This window comes from Candidatus Enterococcus testudinis, from assembly GCF_002140915.1.
Taxonomy (GTDB): Bacteria; Bacillota; Bacilli; order Lactobacillales; family Enterococcaceae; genus Enterococcus_D; species Enterococcus_D testudinis.
Genome location: NZ_NGKU01000001.1, coordinates 806043 through 822967, shown reverse-complemented (window position 1 = coordinate 822967; position 16925 = coordinate 806043). Strand labels below are relative to the sequence as shown.

Genomic DNA, 16925 nt, shown 5'->3' with positions numbered 1-16925 from the left:
GCCAGTTCCCCACTGACAGCTTTTTTTGCTATTCTATTTCCTCTTTTTCTTTAAAATGGATCATACTTTGTTCCATTTGTTTCAAAGACCAGTCCATAATAAAAATCAAGACCATTGCCAGCACACTCCCAATCAATGCACCTGAAAAGCGCAAAGGGATCAATTGCAGCGGGGTAAAACTGCTGCCGATCGTCATCAATAGCAAGACTTGCGGATTGGTAAAAAAATTGGCTACCGTATAATTGATTGGCATATATACTTCTGTCAGTATATTCAAAATGATTAAAACCACAGCCAAGGCTGGCAAAGATAAATGCAATGACATCAACAAAAAGCCAAGCAATAAGCCAACGATCCCGCCAAGCACACGACCAATCGTCCGATTTTTGATTTTTTCCATATGTTCACCGGCTAATACTGCGGCAGCTGATATCAAGATCCAATAGCCATTGCTATCCCTCAGCAAATAGGCAATATACGTTGCAATAAATAAGATCATAGAAAAATGCAGTGCTTTAAGTACCATTTCAGGTTGTTGGTACAAAGCCAAATAATATTTGTCTTTCATTGCCAATTGTTGAAATCTTGTTGCTTTCCTATGTAGCGGCAATCCTTCCGCCACTGATATCAGCAGTCCTGAAAAAATCGACCCAGCCAAACCATAGAGCAGATAAGAACTTTGATGAAGAATATCCGAAACCGCCACAGCATGGAAATTAAAGCCAGTCGCATACAGCATCAAAACAAAGAAATAATCTGGTTTCGGAATCCGATAAACCTTTGAAAATAGAAATGCCGAGAACGATAAACACCCAATCATAAAAGGTGCGCTCCAAGGGACCAATGAAGTCAAAGCGCCAAGTATAAATGCCAATAACAACGCACCGCCATGAAGCAAAATCGCTTTGAGATTATACATAAATGATACATGTTGAAACGCCAAATAGGAAAAAGCCCCCATCGCACCGACTGAACTGATCAGCGGATCATTGAGTAAAATGCCTAACATCAACGGAACACCCATCGCTAAGCCGGAACCTAAAGGTCGTAATAGCGTCTGTTTTTCTCTCATAGAAGACCTCCTCTCTTCTTGCTCACCACTATGTAATAAAAAACAAATGTCCCTTAATTAGTATACGGACCGAAAATAGAATTGGCAAATTTATTTTCAGAATATAGGGCTTTCACCAATCAGAATCTTGTGAAGACTAGCTGATTTCCAGTTATTTCCATTGGTTCTTCACGCGTTGAAAGAGTTGACTGAATCCACAAAAACACGCAGCCCAGATAATGGTCTGCGTGTTTTTGCAAGATGATTTCATCCTTATTTTTTGATTGGTTCAGTTCATTTGTCCGCTGAAAAATCGCCCTTCGCCATCGCATGGTCTGTGCAGTAGCGTCCGGCTTGTTTATTCTCCCGCAGTGTTGCTAATTTCTCTTGAATCATCCCTAAAATGACGGATAGATTCTCTTCATTTTCAACAAAATCTAATTGATCCCCGTCGATTTGCATTTTAGGACAGACATCAAAGGCTTCATACCACGCATCATAGCGTTGGTTCAATTCCTTATAATAATCATACAACGTTGGATCATTGGCAACTTGTTCATAGGAACGTCCCCGTTTACTGATCCGTTCGATCATTGTATCCAGCGAAACCTTGATATGCACCATCAGATCCGGATGTTTTTCCGGTGCCGATTCTTCTAGTTCTTTCAGCATAGTATTCAATAAGTTATCATATTGTTCAACTTCTAATGGGGCAATTCTACCTAAATCAGCATTCAAATGGAACATCAAACTATCTTCGTAGATCGAGCGATCAATCACATTGTCGTCATTGGATAGTGCTTCTCGCATACCTAGAAAACTCTTATTCAGGAAGAAGATTTGTAATAAAAACGCATACCGCTCTGGGTTTGAATAAAACAAGGGCAATACGTCATTATCTTCCACATTCTCATAAAAAGGCTTAGAAGCCATCTCCTTTGATAAGAAATCAGTTAAACTACTCTTTCCTGCACCTATCGTACCAGCAATCAATAACACACGCATCCATCCTTTGTCCATATTCACTTATCTCGGTTGATTTCGGTCAATCCTTCTAAACTACACATGCTATTTTACACGTTCTAAAGAAAAAGTAAACACTACATATAGTAAGTAAAAAGGATGTTTGCGATACCCAACGCAATATATTGTATTTAATGAAGAAAGAATCTCGCAAATCACGAAGTATAAACACAAAAGATAGTCAAAGAATCAGATTCTATTGTTATTGGTGTTGGCTCATCGCACATATGAATAAAATTTCAGTTGTATTATTCGTGTTTTTATATTTAATTTTCACAGAAATAATATTAAAAAATTTAACTATTCTATATCTAGCGACTGTTTGATTTTATCTAAGTCTTCTTGCTCTACAAAGAAAACAACTTCTCCGGTCTCCATATCGACATTGGCTTTGACTTCTACGCCTCGGGGGAAAAATTTTGTGGCATCTGTTTCGATTTTCAGCCGCATCGTCCCATCTTTGAATCCAGCGCCATATGTCATTGTTCTAAATGTTTTTTTCATTCTATTCACTTGTCCTTTCAATAGATCATCCGCAGTACACCCATAAACTGTACTTAATTTCAAGATATTGATGATGTCAGGGGTCGTTTTGCCCGTTTCCCAATTCGAGATCGATGTTCTGGTCACCAGCATTTTTTGGGCAATGACTTCTTGACTCCATTTATTGGCTTGGCGATACGCTTTCAAGTTTTCTCCAATTGTCATGATTCTCTGTTCCTCCTTGGCCTTTACAATAGCGCAACTGACAAAGCTTGTCTGTTCAAACATGTAGACATCCCCTGATTGTCAAAGGGTTTTGACAGTGTATTCAGCTTTTTTTAGCACCAAAGACACCTTTGGTCCATGCCGACAACGCTTTGAATTGTTGCAACTGCTTGCGGGCTCGTTTGATTCGGCGGTAGCGTTTTGGTTGTTTCAGATAAAACTGTTGATGCCGATTTTCTGCGGGCCAAAAAGGCTTCGCTGGAAGAATCTCAGTCACGATTGGTTGTAGATACTTCATTGTTTCTTGCAGTTGATTTTTCGAGGCCTGTGCTACTTGCACCTGCTTTTTGGTCGTTGTAAAAATAATCGGGCGATAATGCGCGCCACGATCTTGAAATTGCCCAAAGGCATCTGTGGGATCTGTCACCCCCCAATAAATGGTCAACAATTCCTGATAGGTGATGATCGCAGGATCAAAGATAATCTCCACCGCCTCCACATGACCCGTATGCCCTGTCAGCACTTGATCATACGTCGGATGTGCCAACTGACCACCGGTATAACCCGATAAAACCGATAAGATCCCCGGGTGATTTTCAAACGGTTCCACCATACACCAAAAACAGCCACCAGCAAAAATCGCTGTTTCTGTATCTGCAGCTTGCATGCTGCGTTGTGGTGTCTTAGTAAATGATGGCGTAGCTATCGATGTTGTTTCGGTCAATGCTTGATAGAAGTCCATGACATCTGGTGAAAGATTATCCCGCAAAGCCAACGGCCGCAACACCGCTTCAAGCTGTGCCAAGCCTTGGGACTGATTGTTTTCGAGTGCATTTTTCGCTATGATCAACTGCGATCTTTCCCATTGGCGGGTCCCTTCAGCCAAAATCAAATTATATAAAGCAGCCAACACCTCTTGATTTGCTTCCATTTATCCACCTCATTTTAGCCAATCGATTTTCTTCTTCAACAAAACTCTATCATATACCTGCTTGATCACCAATTGAAGTGCCCAAAAAAAGCAGAAATTGCTTCTGCCTTTGTCTTGATTTTATGAGAGATTGTCATGATTATTCTGCTTCTGGTTTTTGCAATGTCATGATTACTGGCCCGTCTTTTGTGATTGCAATCGAATGCTCGTATTGGGCACAGTAGCTGCCATCGATCGTTCGTGCGGTCCAGCCATTGTCGTCCATTTTCATCCGCCACGTCCCCGTCGTGATCATGGGCTCAATCGTGATCGTCATCCCTTCCCGTAAACGCAGTCCTTTGCCTGGTAAGCCAAAATGTGGGAAGAAAGGTTCTTCATGGATCGTAGGTCCAATACCATGGGCGATAAAATCCCGAACGACGCCGAACCCTCTTGCTTCGGCATAACTTTGGATAGCATGACCAATATCACCAACGCGATTGCCTACTTGTGCTTGTTCGATGCCTAAACGTAAGGCTTCTTTGGTCACTGCCATCAATTCTTGGTGTTGTGGCGAAATCTCACCGACAGCATATGTCCAGCAACTGTCAGAAATCGCCCCATGATAATCAACACAAAAATCAACTTTCACCACATCGCCATTTTTTAATCGATTATTCGAAGGGAAACCATGACAAATTTCTTCATTGACGCTGATACATGTCGCATATTCATAGCCTTCAAAACCAATCTGCGCGGCAGTTGCATCCGCTGCCTCTATTTCTTGCTGCACAAATGCATTGATTTGATTGGTGGTGATACCCGCTTGGATAAAAGTCCGTAATTTCTCATGGATATGTGCTAAAATACGGCCTGATATCTTCATTTGTTCGATTTCTCTTGGTGATTTTAAGGTAATCATCATTTGCACCACTTTCTCTATGACTTAATAGTCAACTTCATCTAAAAAAAGACCATGGGCAGGCACTGTTTCGCCAGCCGCTTGTCGCACTTTTTCAGTCAACACGTGTTGAATGATCCCCTCATCCAATTCACCAGACCCAATTGCCAATAATGTGCCGGTAATGATTCGAACCATTTTATGCAAAAAACCATTGCCTTTGAAGGTAAAATGGATCATCTGTCCTTCTTGCGTGATCGTGAGTGATTCAATCGTTCTCGTCGTTGATTTCTTTGATTTTTTCAATGCTGAAAAACCAATAAAATCATGGGTACCGATCAATTGATCCGCCGCTGTTTGCATTTTTTCTAAATCAAGGGTTTGAGGATAATGGAAACTGCGACTGCGCTCAAAGACCGTTGGAATCAGATCATTCCAAACATAATAACTATATTGTTTGCCTTTTGCATGATAACGGGCATGAAAGCGATCGGGTACCTCTTCGATTTGATTGACTACGATATCTTGCGGCAAATAACGGTTGAAAAACTGCTGCATCTCAGCCAATGGCATGTCATGAGTCGTCTTGAAATTGGCTACTTGACCACGGGCATGCGTCCCGGCATCGGTTCTGCCAGATCCTACGATCTCAATGTCTTCGCTTGTCAGTAATTTGATGACCCCTTCGACTTTCTCTTGGATCGTTTTGTCATTGTCGCCCAAACGCTGCCAGCCTAAATAGCGCTTGCCGTCGTATTCAATCGTTAGTTTGATATTGCGCATCTTTGATTTGCTCCTTTTCATTCAAAACTTCTGTTCACACGAGTCCTTTTTCATCATAAGGCATTATCTTATGGTTGTAAACGCCATTGCTTATCTTAATAGTTGAATAGATTCCTCTTCTCTTCTATTGACAATCCACTAAAAAAGGTAGATTATATACCCCATACGGGTATATAAAAAGGAGGAAATGTTATGTCTCACACCAATGATCATCGACAAGATGCATTGATCAAACGTTTGAACCGTATTGAAGGGCAGATCAAAGGTATCAAAAAAATGGTCTTAGATGAAAAAGAAACAGCCGAAATCATGATTCAATTGAATGCTTCTCGCGCTGCTTTGCAAAAAATCAGTCAAATCCTTTTAGAAGCACAAGCCGATCACTCCTTGATGCATGTCAATGAAGGAAAAGATTTAGAGAAAGAAATGAGCACCTTGCGTCGCGTGATCACGCAGTATAATAAATTAAATTAAGGAGAAGACTTTATGACACACAATCAAGATACAATCCCAACGCAAAGCCTCGATCATCAGCTGTTGAAAATGGCCTTTCCTGCAATGGTCGAAAATATATTAGAAACTTCTGTGGGATTTATCGATGCCTTATTGATTGCGCAAATCGGCATCATAGCCGTTGCTGGAATTGGTGTGGCCAATGCGTTGATCAATGTTTATCTAGCTGTATTCATTGCGTTGGCTGTAGGTACTTCTTCGCTGATTGCGCGACGAATCGGGGCAAATGCGATTGAAAAAGCCAGAGAAGTTGCCAAGCAGTCCTTCGTTTTGACCCTTATTGTTGGGTTATTGTTTGGGTTCATCAGCATATTCTTCGCCGCTCCATTCCTCCGGTTGATGGGGGCTGATCAAGCAACACTTGCCGCAGCATTGCCTTTTTATCGAATGGTTGGGGGCACGGCAATATTGATTGGCACAATGACTACTTTTGGCAGTATGCTTCGCGCAACTGGGGACACCAAGTCTCCTATGTATGTTGGATTGATCACGAATGTTCTCAATATTGGATTGGATGTTGTTTTGATTTTCGGTTGGGGACCCTTTCCAGCTTTAGGTGTCATCGGTACCGCTATCGGAACCATTATTGCCCGTTTAGTAGGATCGTTTTTACTCTATCGTAAAGTCCAACAATCAGAGATTGCTTTTTCATTACGTGGGATAATGGATTTGCGCAAGTATACGTCCCTCGTTCGGTTGACAATCCCAGCTGCTTTGGAGCGATTGGCGATGCGTATGGGGCAAGTGCTATATTTTGGTTTAATTGTTGCCCTTGGCACCAAAACCTACGCAGCACATTCTATTGCCGGAAGCATTGAGAGTTTTGTTTACATGCCTGCTTATGGCATTGCAACCGCTACAGCAACTATGATTGGGATGAGTATTGGAAAAAAAAATTACGCAGAAACGAAAAAAATTGCCTTTATTGCGTGCAAATATGCCATACTGATTTTGACCACATTAGGAATTGTTTTATTCGTTGGTGCACCCACGTTTGCCTCTTGGTTCACCACTGACCAAACAGTAATATCTCAAGTCGTTACTGCATTGCACATCGATGCCTTTAATCAACCTGGGTTAGCTATCAGCTTGATTCTGACCGCCGCGTTGCAGGGTCTTGGCGATACAAAAACCCCTCTTTACAGTACCTTATTTGGTATGTGGGGTATTCGTGTGATTGGCGTATTCATACTGGGTTTGTCTTTCCAATGGGGAATTGCCGGGGTATGGCTAGCGATTGGGCTGGACTTGTATGCACGTAGTTGTTTTTTGGGTTGGCGGTTCAAATCAACTTTGCAGAAACGATCGTCTGTATCTTAAAAAAATGACCAATTTGATTGCTGAAAGCAAAACAATTGGTCATTTTTAATCCCTGTACATCATTAAAATACAACTATTGGTGTTCCTTCCGATACATCAATCCCAACCCTTTCAAAAAGTTGCGGGCGTATTTATCGCCGCAAGGTTTGAAGTTCCGGTGGCCTTCTTTTCGCAATATGGCGCCTAATTCGCCTTTCGTCGGATAAATCTCGGCTTCTGCAAAAATCGCCAGCATATCTTCACTTGTTAAAAACAAAGCGATTTTGACTTTCTTCAACAAAATATTGTTGATGTGCTTAATGTCTTTGCTTTTTTGTTGCGGGATGTCTTTTTGTTCTTTTTGCGGGCCACGTTTTAACGTAATATAGCCATTCAAAAATGCATCCAAAACTTGGTTGTTGATGGCTTTCAAGTAGACATTCTCTTTGTCATCTTCTGTTTGTGCGGCATGGTTTCTTGTCAGCATCTCCCGCATTTCTTCTTTTGTCACAGGATGGCCGCCTAATTCAAAGGCTTTGACCATATCTGAATCTTTGATATCGACAGCGTATCTTAAGCGCAGCAATCTGTCGTTATTATTCATATTCGTTTCCTCCTCAATCTTCTTCTCTCTATTGTAATCTAGAATGGCCTGTAATCAAAGGGCTACTTAAATGGCTACTTAAATGGCTATTTATGGTATGGCGCATTGGTATTGATACGATATGCACGATAGATTTGTTCCACTAAGATTAATTTCATCAATTGATGCGGGAACGTCATTTTGCCAAACGAGATTTGGGCATCGCTACGTTGCATCACAGCCTCACTCAATCCCAATGAACCGCCGATCACAAAAACCAATTGACTCTTGCCTTGGATGCCTAATTGATCGATTTGTTTGGCGAAGGCTTCGCTTGTTGGATTCTGACCTTCAATGGCTAAGGCATACACATATTCGCCGTCTTTGATTTTGGCCAAAATGCGCTGTCCTTCTTTTTCTTTGATTTGACTCATTTGCGCATCGCTCAAGTTTTCTGGTGCTTTTTCATCAGGTACTTCAACAAAGGTCAATTTGGCATAGACACTGATTCTTTTGGCGTATTCATTGATTCCCTGAACGAGGTATTTCTCCTTTAATTTTCCGACAGTCACAATTTTGATATTCATAGAACGTTCCTTTCTGAAATCTGTATCAAATGATGCAGATATTTTTTCATTAATCGATGAAATAAAAATCGAATGTTCATCATTTAAAATAAATTCTATCCCAACTTCTTCATATTTTTTTCAAAGTCTCCTAGTAGACTTAAGCCAGATAGAAAGAATATACTAATTATAACGAAATAATTAGTAAGGGGGAAATTAAAATGGCACGAAAAGATGTCACACCAGAAAAGAAACCGTCTTCTGGTTTACTCAAAAAATTAGGTATTGGTATTTTAGGTGGTGTTGTCGGTGGTCTCTTGACTTTTGGCGGCTTGTACTTGGCTATGGGCTCTTCACTGACCGGTTCTAACACAACGACCACAACGACAGGGGTTCAAAATTCAAGCGGAGAAACAACCGTCTCTAACGTAAAACTAGATGTCACGAGCGACGTCACAGAAGCTGTTGAAAAAGTGCAAGGCGCAGTTGTTTCGATCATCAATCTACAACAAAGTCAAACCAGTGATTTTGGCAGCATTTTCGGCCAACAAAGCGGCCAAGATGGTCAAACAGATGAAAATACCAGCGATGACAGCACATTAGAAGCTGCATCTGAAGGTAGTGGTGTTATCTATAAAGTCGATGGTGATACCGCATATGTCGTCACCAACAACCACGTCGTTGAAGGCCAGTCAGGTTTGGAAGTTGTCCTCTCTGATGGTTCTAAAGTAACTGGTGAATTGGTTGGTACCGATGCGTATACTGACTTAGCCGTCATTAAAATTGCCTCGGATAAGGTCGAAACAGTCGCGACTTTTGGTGATTCAAGTGCCCTAAAAGTGGGTGAACCAGCAATCGCCATCGGTTCTCCTTTAGGTTCTGATTATGCCAACTCAGTAACACAAGGGATCATTTCATCATTGAATCGTCAAGTGACCAGCCAAAATGATTCTGGTGAAACAGTCAGCATCAATGCAATCCAAACAGATGCAGCCATTAATCCAGGGAACTCTGGTGGGCCACTGATCAATGTCGATGGCCAAGTCGTGGGCATCAACTCAAGCAAAATTGCCAGCACATCTGAATCTACTTCTAGTGTCAGCGTTGAAGGAATGGGCTTTGCGATTCCAAGTAACGATGTTGTTGACATCATCAACCAATTAGAATCTGATGGTAAAGTGGTTCGCCCAGCATTAGGTATCCGGACGATTGATTTAAGTTCAATCACCTCACAACAACAAGAACAAATCTTGAAAGTCCCTACATCTGTGACTGCAGGTGTCGTAGTTTACTCGGTCAACAATGCTACACCTGCTGAACAAGCTGGATTGCAACAATATGATGTCATCACCAAAGTAGATGATACTGATATCAGTTCAACAACTGATTTACAATCTGCACTGTACAAACACAAAGTCGGTGATACGATTACCTTGACCTACTATCGTGGGGAAGAAGAGAAAACAGCAACAGTAGAATTATCCGTTGATACATCTATCAATGATACAACTGATAGCAGCAACTAGACATCGAAAAAACGCTCAACCACAAAAACAGGAAGTGGTTGAGCGTTTTTTTAGGCTTTTCCAGTGGGAAAGGCACTGCCGACAACTGCGTCTTGCGGCAATTCCAAAATTCCTTTTTTCATTGGTGCATTCGGCAACTGTAACTCTTTGGCTGAACAGACCATGCCATAACTGTCGATCCCTCGTAATGTACCTGGCCAAATCAACAGACCGTCAGGCATCATCGCGCCTGGCTTGGCAACAACAACTTTCAAGCCTTTACGGATATTGGCCGCACCGCAAACGATTTGTAACGTTTCTTCATCACCTACATCGATTTGGGTCACAGATAAGTGATCGCTATCTGGGTGTTCTTCACAAGATTGAACATACCCAACGACGATTTTTGGTGCATGGTCGCTTGTTAAGCGTTCCGAAAAACCCGCAGCAGCAATCAATTCATTCAATTGGTCCAGCTGCGCATCCGACAATGCCACTTGGCCTCTGCCATCAATGGTCATCACATCTGAAATCGCAAAAAAGTTCCAACCAACGATCGTTCCTTCTTCATTTTTGATTTGGGCAACTTGATCCACGCGCGTTACTGTTTGGTCTAAGCCTTTGTCGTTTTCAGTGATCACCATTAAGGTATCACTCACATATTCTTTATTGTATGCAAAAATCACGTCATTTCCTCCTTCAATCATTCCGCCCATAATCTTAACAAATTTTTGGGGATTCGTCATTGTATTTCGATCAATCTCTTGGATTTGTCACAAAAAACCAAAAAGCTGCTGACACACGCCATAAGTGGATTGTGCCCAGCAGCTTTTTATTTTTACTGTTCTAGATTATTTATGCATCTTGCGGTGAAACGATCAACACGTCACAACGGGCTTCTCTGATCACAAAACTAGCGACACTGCCCATCATAAAACGTTCAACCGCGTTCAAGCCGGATTGACCGACCATGATCAAATCAATATTATATTCATCCGGTAATTGTGTTGCCAATGCATCTTTGATTGAGCCATAGGCAATCACCCCTTCAACTAGGGCAAAGTCTACTGATTTTGCATAGGCTTTGCATTCGTCGATCATTTTTTGTGCGGTATCTTTTTCTTGTTCAAGAATGGAGCTATCTAATGGTGCATAGCCCATCATTGTCGGCATTTGTTGATCAATGATCGTTGCCGCATAGACTTTCCCTTGATTGCGTCGCGCAACTTCCACGGCTTTTTTGAAAGCGTCTTTGGCTTGCTCAGAACCGTCGATTCCGACTAATATATTTTGATATCTTTGTGCATCCATTTGAATATCCTCCGTTCTTTATTGAACACTTGTTAAGAAAGCTTCAATTTCTTCCTTTGTTTTGCGGTCTTTGTTCACCAATCGACCACGCTCTTTGCCATCTTCGATCACCACTAAACTTGGAATGCCAAATATCGACCACTCAACAGCTACATCCATAAATTTGTCACGGTCGACTTCAATGAATTGGTAATTTGGAAAATCCGCTTCGATCTCAGGTAATTGCGGTTTGATATATCGGCAATCCCCACACCAATCAGCGGTAAAAAAGAAGACATTTTTTCCTTTTTCTACATACGTTGCTAACTCTTCTATATTTTTTGGAATAATCACACGCTCACCACTTTCTCTTTATACATAAAGTATACACCTTTCTGGCTGGGAAAACCAAACACTAGGTATAAACAAAAAAGCACTTCATAATGAAGTACTTTCGTCTAACAGATGTTTACAATTATTTTCCAGCTATGATCGTATCGACAGTTGATTTATCCAAAGCCTTTAACACTTGGATTACCATTTCACGGGCTGCTTCATAATCTGCAATACTAAATAATGTTTGATGAGTATGAATGTAACGTCCTGGTACACCTATCACTGAGCTTGGGATTCCTTCGTTAGACATGTGGGCTGCACCAGCATCCGTACCGCCTTTTGAAACAAAATATTGGTAAGGAATGTGGTGTGTTTCGGCTGTATCTAACAAGAACTCTTTCATTGCAGGGAGCATGATCAAACCTGGATCAAAAATACGCAGCAACGTACCTTCGCCCAAATGACCAAAGGTGCCATTTTTTGTCACTGTATCATCAGCAGGCGAACAGTCGACCGCAAAAAATAGATCCGGCTTGAATTTGGTCACTGAAGGACGAGAACCCCGCAGACCTACTTCTTCTTGCACATTGGCACCGGCAATCAAGGTATGACCCAATTGTTCCTGTTGCAATGCCTCTAACGCATCCAATACAACAGTACAACCATAACGGTTATCCCAAGCTTTTGAAATGATATGTTTGCCATTTGCCGTTTTGATCGTTTCCACTTGAGGTACAACTGTATCTCCAGGACGGACACCAAAGCTTTCGGCTTCTTCTTTGGATTCAAAACCAGCATCAAACAGAATATCTGTTACTTCCACAGATTTCTGGCCACCAGTCCCCCGTAACAAATGAGGAGGTACAGAAGATGATACACATGGATAGTCCCCTTTTGCTGTTTTTAGCGTAAACCGTTGGGCGGACACAACGTATGGATTCCAGCCCCCGAGTGGTGTTACTTTAAAGAGACCGCGCTCAGTCACAGTTGTCACTAAGAAACCCACTTCATCCATGTGCGCAGCTAACATGATTCGGGGTGCCTCTTCATCTTGATGATGTCGAATCCCAAAAATACCGCCTAATCCATCTTGCTGCACCTCATCTACAAGTGGTGTCATCGCTTTACGCATATAGGCACGGACGTCTTGCTCAAATCCGCTCGTTCCTTGGAGTTCTGTCAATTCTTTGATTCGTTGAAATGTTTTATCTTCCATGTTTGATTGCTTGTCAAAAAACAAGCCTAGCCCCCTCTTTTACTATTCATTTTAAGATTTGTTATTGGTTTATTATAACGCAATTTCAGCATTCTGGTTATTTTTCTTATAGAAAAAAACTAAACTATGTTACACTTATGATAATTAACTTCTGATTTCACTCTAGCGACACCATGTGTGAAAAATCGAATGAAGGAGGACAAGCACATGCACAATCATCGCTCGATGCATTATTTTAAAAACGGCCTGACTGTCGGCTTAGGATTAGGTTTTGCCGGAGGAATCTTTTCCACTATTTGGTTAAAAAACAAGCAGAATCTCCATGCGGATGATGTTCTGGAAACGATCAAAGCAGCTTTTGTCAAAGAGGGACCGATTGAAGGCTCTTGGATCAACTTTGAAAAGCAACCGCTGCGTAAATTTGCTGTAACTTCCCAAGGGTATACTGGCGGCATCACCCGGACCGAAGACGGACAGCTAGTCTCTTATGAATTTCTAGCAGACGCGCGCACTGGTACTGTATTAGATATTCAACGCAGCATTGTTGAGTAAGCCATTATATATTTCCCTGCCGGTTTCTTTTGAAGCCGGTTTTTTTGTGCAATAAAAGTGGAATAGCTAAGACAAGCACTTCTTCCATCGGCCATGATGTTTTGTGCCGATAAGCAGTCGCGCCACTTTCAAACAAACAATACAGACGATCATCTTCCACCACGATTTGTTCAAGATAAGGCGGACATTTGATGCGAAGCGAAACAGTTTTCCTGCTGAATCTCTCGGTATCCTTTGGAAAGACCCAAACCTCACTAGACCTAGGACCATAGGACCGCACCATAAATAGCCACTCTTGGTATATCGCGATGCTTTGGACTTTTGTGGTGGTCGCGAACAAGCGACGCGGAGAAATCTGTCCCTTTTGGCCATAGACTGCTTCCTCTTTGGCTTTCGCCAATGAGTAATAAGCCAAGTGCCCTACTTTCTTCAAAGAAAAAGAGCCAGCTATAAGTTCCTGATGATGACAGGTCAAGTACGATGCCCGCTCGATCGCCACTACATCTATCGAGTATTGGAAATGGATCGGCACACCAGTTTCTGCTGAGTCATCGGCTAGTATGGCAGCTAACGAGAGCGCACCTACCCGGCCATTGCCTTGACCAGTGATCGTCACCCAAAGCAACGCTTCAGATGAATCGTAGGCCAAACCGCCAACATGGGGACGCTTGGGCAAGATGACCTGCTTATGCAGCTGTCCCGATGTTCGGTCATAGACCATGATCTGCGAATGATGTTGGTGATCAGCGCAGTACATCGACACAAACAACCATTCTTTAGAAAGTGCCAAACCTTGCGGCGTCATTTGGTGGCAATCCGTCCGTTGATTGTTATCATATGTACTTGCCAGCATCCCTGACGCCAGCCCATCAAGCCTTACGATTGGCTCTTTAGCCGCTAATGCAGCTGTCCATGCCTGCTGAATCAACGGATACCGCTTGAGTTGCGCCAACATCAAGGTTTGTTCTTGTTTGTTTCTTTTGAGTGTGCGCCACAACAAAAAGAGACAAACCAAGAACAAACTGATCAATACACCGTATGTTCTGTTCATCTCTTTCTCCCCTTCATCGATCCTTTTCAACGATCCTAATCAGTTACACCACTTGCACATCCACATCGATATTGCCTCGAGTTGCACGAGAATACGGACAAAAGTCGTGAGCTTCTTCTGCAATTTTTTCTGCTTCTTCTTTCTCGATCCCTGGCAATGACACTTCCAAAATCACACCGATTTGGTAGCTGCCATCATCATGGTGGTACAATGAAACCCGTGCTTTGACTTCCGATTCAGATTCAATAGCATGTTCTTTCAACATATGCTGTACAGCGCCATTAAAACAAGACGCATAGCCCGCTGCAAATAACTGTTCCGGGTTGGTGCCTTCACTATGAATACCTGGTTTGTCGATTTTCATATGCATACTGCCATTAGGAGCCTCTACTTCGCCAACCCGTCCACCACGATTGATCATTGCTGTTTCATATTGTTTTTTCATTGATACGCTTCCTCTCTTTTTTTAGTCTCTATTTAGTGTACCGAGTAATTTGCATTCTGACAAAAGGATTGCACTTTTATCAAAAAAAAAGACAGGTCTTGACGAATCCGTCAATCCCTGTCTTTGTATCCATAGTTTCCTATGTGTGATCAATAAATGTATACAATAGCTGAATAATTAGGCTTTAGAGCGTCCTAAGAAAAATGACACTACAGCAACCACGATAACCGCACCAATGATTGAAGGAACTAATGCCATTCCAGCTAATGATGGTCCCCAAGAACCTAATAGTCCTTGACCAATTGCAGCGCCGACTAAACCAGCAACAATGTTCGCGATCCAGCCCATTGATCCACCTTTATTTGTAATTGCACCGGCGATCAAACCGATAATAGCTCCTACGATTAATGTCCATAACCAACCCATGTTTTTCTCCTTCTTTCTGTTTGATATTTATTACACTGTTTATGTTACGCTTCTTTGTTAAATTAGACAAAAGATTTGCTCTCAATCGCAAAAAAAAGTTGAGAAACCTTGTTATATTAAGGATTTTAGTAAGTGGACATTTACATAAAAACCACTCTTAACGCGTTGTTTTAAGATAAGCCGCCAAAATGAAATCGTTTTACTTTGTGTTTTCCCCTTTTTCCGCTACACTAAGAAAGAACAACAGGTGTTTCATTTCATCAAATAAGAAATTTTATCACCTATCTATACTTTCCTTTCACCGCTATATTCTTATGACAGTTGTTACATTCACATACCCACGTTTCAGTTATGGTTGAAGTTGAGGGTTTATTTGAACATTCAAAACAAAATATAAGGGAGCGAAATATCATGAATAAGAAGTTAGGGATGACAATTATAAGCATGGCAGCTTTACTCTTAGTAGCAGGTTGCGGCAATGGTGATAGTTCTGATGCCAAAGAAATCCGAATGTTTGTCTCAGGTGACACAAGTGAAGGCGGTGCCTACACCAAAATGGCTGAGAAGTACAAAGAGGAAACTGGCGTAACCGTTGAAGTGACAGATGTGCCCTACGATGATTTATTAACGAAAATCACGAAAGCTGTACAGGCGGATGATGCGCCTGAAGTTGTCCGTGTGTCAACCGTCTTGCCAGATTGGAATGAATACTTGATGGATTTGACGGCAGTTGCGGATGATGCCAATACATTAGAATCTATGACCATCAAAAATGAAGAAGATGTGGTGAAAGCCTTACCATCAGATGTAACCGCTACCGGTTTATTTTTGAATACCGATTTGTTTGATGAAGCTGGTGTAGCCTATCCACAATCCGAAGACGATATTTGGACATGGGATGAATTTCTTGATGCCATAAATGAAGTTGTTGAAAAGACCGATGCCAAATATGGTATGGTCATGGATGCATCTGACCATCGACTGCGGGCCTTTACGTATCAATATGGCGGACAAGATTTCTTCCTAGATGATAGTGGCGATTCTTATACAACAGATGATGCGACAAAAGAAGCGTTGCAAAAATTTATTGACTTGAACAACGATGGTGTGATGCCTAAGTCTGTTTGGACCTCAGGAGAAGATGCCTCGGCGATGTTCAAAAGCGGTCGTGTCCCAGCCTACTTCTCCGGCAGTTGGCAAATCGTCGATTTTTCTAATAATATCAGCAATTTCAAATGGCAGTCTGTTTACGCCCCTGCGCAAGAAACCCGCGCATTGAATATGGGTGGCAACTTTATTACTGGTTTCAGCAACAGTAAGAATAGTGAAGAAGGACAAAAGTTCATTGAGTGGCTATACGAAGAAGAAAACTACAAACAACTCTGTACCTATGCTGGTTATTTGCCAGCTGTCGAAGACATGACGATCGAGTATGAACAAGGCCAAGATGCCTACGAAATCTATAACCAAGAAATTGCCGCAGCGGCACAACCAATCAGCGGTAAACAAACCAATGATCAAGTCACCATGAGTATGAAGGGCTATACAGGTTTGACAGGTGCCTATAAAGAAGCCATCGTGCAAGTCTTGAATGATGAAATTTCGTTGGACGACGCCATTGAGAAAACAATCCAAGATTACAATGACGGTTTTCTAAAAAAATAAGCAAAATAAGCCGATGAAAGAACCTGAACAAGTGTCAGATGCGATTCACTCATCTTTTGCAGTGATCGTCCTAACACTTATTCGGTTCTTTTCCATAGGCGA

Annotated in this window: 20 protein-coding genes; 5 read left to right on the top strand and 15 right to left on the bottom strand. The window is 41.8% G+C overall.

Going from position 1 to position 16925, the window contains the following annotated elements:
• Window positions 1-28 precede the first annotated feature (28 nt).
• The 6 genes from A5886_RS04005 to truA all read right to left on the bottom strand — a co-directional run bounded on the left by A5886_RS04005 (window position 29) and on the right by truA (window position 5376).
• The gene (locus A5886_RS04005) at window positions 29-1072 is read right to left on the bottom strand and encodes an FUSC family protein (RefSeq protein WP_086273745.1); all 1044 of its coding nucleotides are present in this window, start codon (window positions 1070-1072) and stop codon (window positions 29-31) included.
• Window positions 1073-1345: 273 nt separating this feature from the next.
• Window positions 1346-2056 carry a deoxynucleoside kinase gene (locus A5886_RS04000; protein WP_179190071.1) on the bottom strand — a complete coding sequence of 237 codons (711 nt, stop codon included), beginning with the start codon at window positions 2054-2056 and terminating at the stop codon, window positions 1346-1348.
• A 318-nt stretch (window positions 2057-2374) separates the two neighbouring features.
• Complete coding sequence (locus A5886_RS03995) at window positions 2375-2782, bottom strand: helix-turn-helix domain-containing protein (RefSeq protein WP_086273744.1); 408 nt, start codon at window positions 2780-2782, stop codon at window positions 2375-2377.
• 103 nt (window positions 2783-2885) lie between these two features.
• Entirely contained in the window at window positions 2886-3713 is an 828-nt protein-coding gene (msrA, locus tag A5886_RS03990; protein ID WP_086273743.1) for a peptide-methionine (S)-S-oxide reductase MsrA, read from the bottom strand.
• A gap of 139 nt (window positions 3714-3852) precedes the next feature.
• Window positions 3853-4614, bottom strand: a complete 762-nt coding sequence (map, locus tag A5886_RS03985; protein ID WP_086273742.1) for a type I methionyl aminopeptidase — start codon at window positions 4612-4614, stop codon at window positions 3853-3855.
• A gap of 24 nt (window positions 4615-4638) precedes the next feature.
• Window positions 4639-5376 carry a tRNA pseudouridine(38-40) synthase TruA gene (gene truA, locus A5886_RS03980; RefSeq protein ID WP_086273741.1) on the bottom strand — a complete coding sequence of 246 codons (738 nt, stop codon included), beginning with the start codon at window positions 5374-5376 and terminating at the stop codon, window positions 4639-4641.
• Between the two features lie 192 nt (window positions 5377-5568).
• On the opposite strand from truA, the gene A5886_RS03975 reads away from it, so the two are divergent.
• Both A5886_RS03975 and A5886_RS03970 read left to right on the top strand, forming a co-directional pair.
• Window positions 5569-5850, top strand: a complete 282-nt coding sequence (locus A5886_RS03975) for a metal-sensitive transcriptional regulator (protein WP_086273740.1) — start codon at window positions 5569-5571, stop codon at window positions 5848-5850.
• Window positions 5851-5862: 12 nt separating this feature from the next.
• The gene (locus A5886_RS03970) at window positions 5863-7209 is read left to right on the top strand and encodes an MATE family efflux transporter (RefSeq protein ID WP_086273739.1); all 1347 of its coding nucleotides are present in this window, start codon (window positions 5863-5865) and stop codon (window positions 7207-7209) included.
• 73 nt (window positions 7210-7282) lie between these two features.
• Here the strand turns inward: A5886_RS03970 and A5886_RS03965 are convergent, their stop codons facing one another.
• Together A5886_RS03965 and rlmH are read right to left on the bottom strand one after the other, a co-directional pair.
• Complete coding sequence (locus tag A5886_RS03965; RefSeq protein ID WP_086273738.1) at window positions 7283-7792, bottom strand: YehS family protein; 510 nt, start codon at window positions 7790-7792, stop codon at window positions 7283-7285.
• Between the two features lie 86 nt (window positions 7793-7878).
• On the bottom strand, window positions 7879-8358 hold the full coding sequence (rlmH, locus tag A5886_RS03960) for a 23S rRNA (pseudouridine(1915)-N(3))-methyltransferase RlmH (protein ID WP_086273737.1): 480 nt from the start codon (window positions 8356-8358) through the stop codon (window positions 7879-7881).
• A gap of 200 nt (window positions 8359-8558) precedes the next feature.
• Here rlmH and A5886_RS03955 point away from each other — a divergent pair, with 200 nt between their 5' ends.
• Window positions 8559-9863, top strand: coding sequence for a S1C family serine protease (locus A5886_RS03955; protein ID WP_086273736.1), 1305 nt, complete (start codon window positions 8559-8561; stop codon window positions 9861-9863).
• Between the two features lie 50 nt (window positions 9864-9913).
• Here the strand turns inward: A5886_RS03955 and ytpR are convergent, their stop codons facing one another.
• From ytpR to pepA, 4 genes are all read right to left on the bottom strand, one after another.
• Complete coding sequence (gene ytpR, locus A5886_RS03950) at window positions 9914-10528, bottom strand: YtpR family tRNA-binding protein (RefSeq protein ID WP_086275982.1); 615 nt, start codon at window positions 10526-10528, stop codon at window positions 9914-9916.
• A gap of 169 nt (window positions 10529-10697) precedes the next feature.
• On the bottom strand, window positions 10698-11153 hold the full coding sequence (locus A5886_RS03945; protein WP_086273735.1) for a universal stress protein: 456 nt from the start codon (window positions 11151-11153) through the stop codon (window positions 10698-10700).
• 18 nt (window positions 11154-11171) lie between these two features.
• Complete coding sequence (locus A5886_RS03940) at window positions 11172-11486, bottom strand: thioredoxin family protein (protein WP_086273734.1); 315 nt, start codon at window positions 11484-11486, stop codon at window positions 11172-11174.
• Window positions 11487-11607: 121 nt separating this feature from the next.
• On the bottom strand, window positions 11608-12684 hold the full coding sequence (gene pepA, locus A5886_RS03935) for a glutamyl aminopeptidase (protein WP_086275981.1): 1077 nt from the start codon (window positions 12682-12684) through the stop codon (window positions 11608-11610).
• A 207-nt stretch (window positions 12685-12891) separates the two neighbouring features.
• Between pepA and A5886_RS03930 the strand changes: the two genes are divergently transcribed.
• Window positions 12892-13236, top strand: coding sequence for a hypothetical protein (locus A5886_RS03930; RefSeq protein WP_086273733.1), 345 nt, complete (start codon window positions 12892-12894; stop codon window positions 13234-13236).
• A gap of 4 nt (window positions 13237-13240) precedes the next feature.
• Here A5886_RS03930 and A5886_RS03925 read toward each other — a convergent pair whose 3' ends face one another.
• From A5886_RS03925 to A5886_RS03915, 3 genes are all read right to left on the bottom strand, one after another.
• The gene (locus A5886_RS03925; RefSeq protein WP_086273732.1) at window positions 13241-14287 is read right to left on the bottom strand and encodes a YncE family protein; all 1047 of its coding nucleotides are present in this window, start codon (window positions 14285-14287) and stop codon (window positions 13241-13243) included.
• A gap of 43 nt (window positions 14288-14330) precedes the next feature.
• Window positions 14331-14732, bottom strand: coding sequence for an Ohr family peroxiredoxin (locus tag A5886_RS03920; protein WP_086273731.1), 402 nt, complete (start codon window positions 14730-14732; stop codon window positions 14331-14333).
• A gap of 177 nt (window positions 14733-14909) precedes the next feature.
• Entirely contained in the window at window positions 14910-15158 is a 249-nt protein-coding gene (locus tag A5886_RS03915; protein WP_086273730.1) for a GlsB/YeaQ/YmgE family stress response membrane protein, read from the bottom strand.
• A 411-nt stretch (window positions 15159-15569) separates the two neighbouring features.
• Between A5886_RS03915 and A5886_RS03910 the strand changes: the two genes are divergently transcribed.
• The gene (locus A5886_RS03910) at window positions 15570-16823 is read left to right on the top strand and encodes an ABC transporter substrate-binding protein (protein WP_086273729.1); all 1254 of its coding nucleotides are present in this window, start codon (window positions 15570-15572) and stop codon (window positions 16821-16823) included.
• Window positions 16824-16925 lie beyond the last annotated feature (102 nt).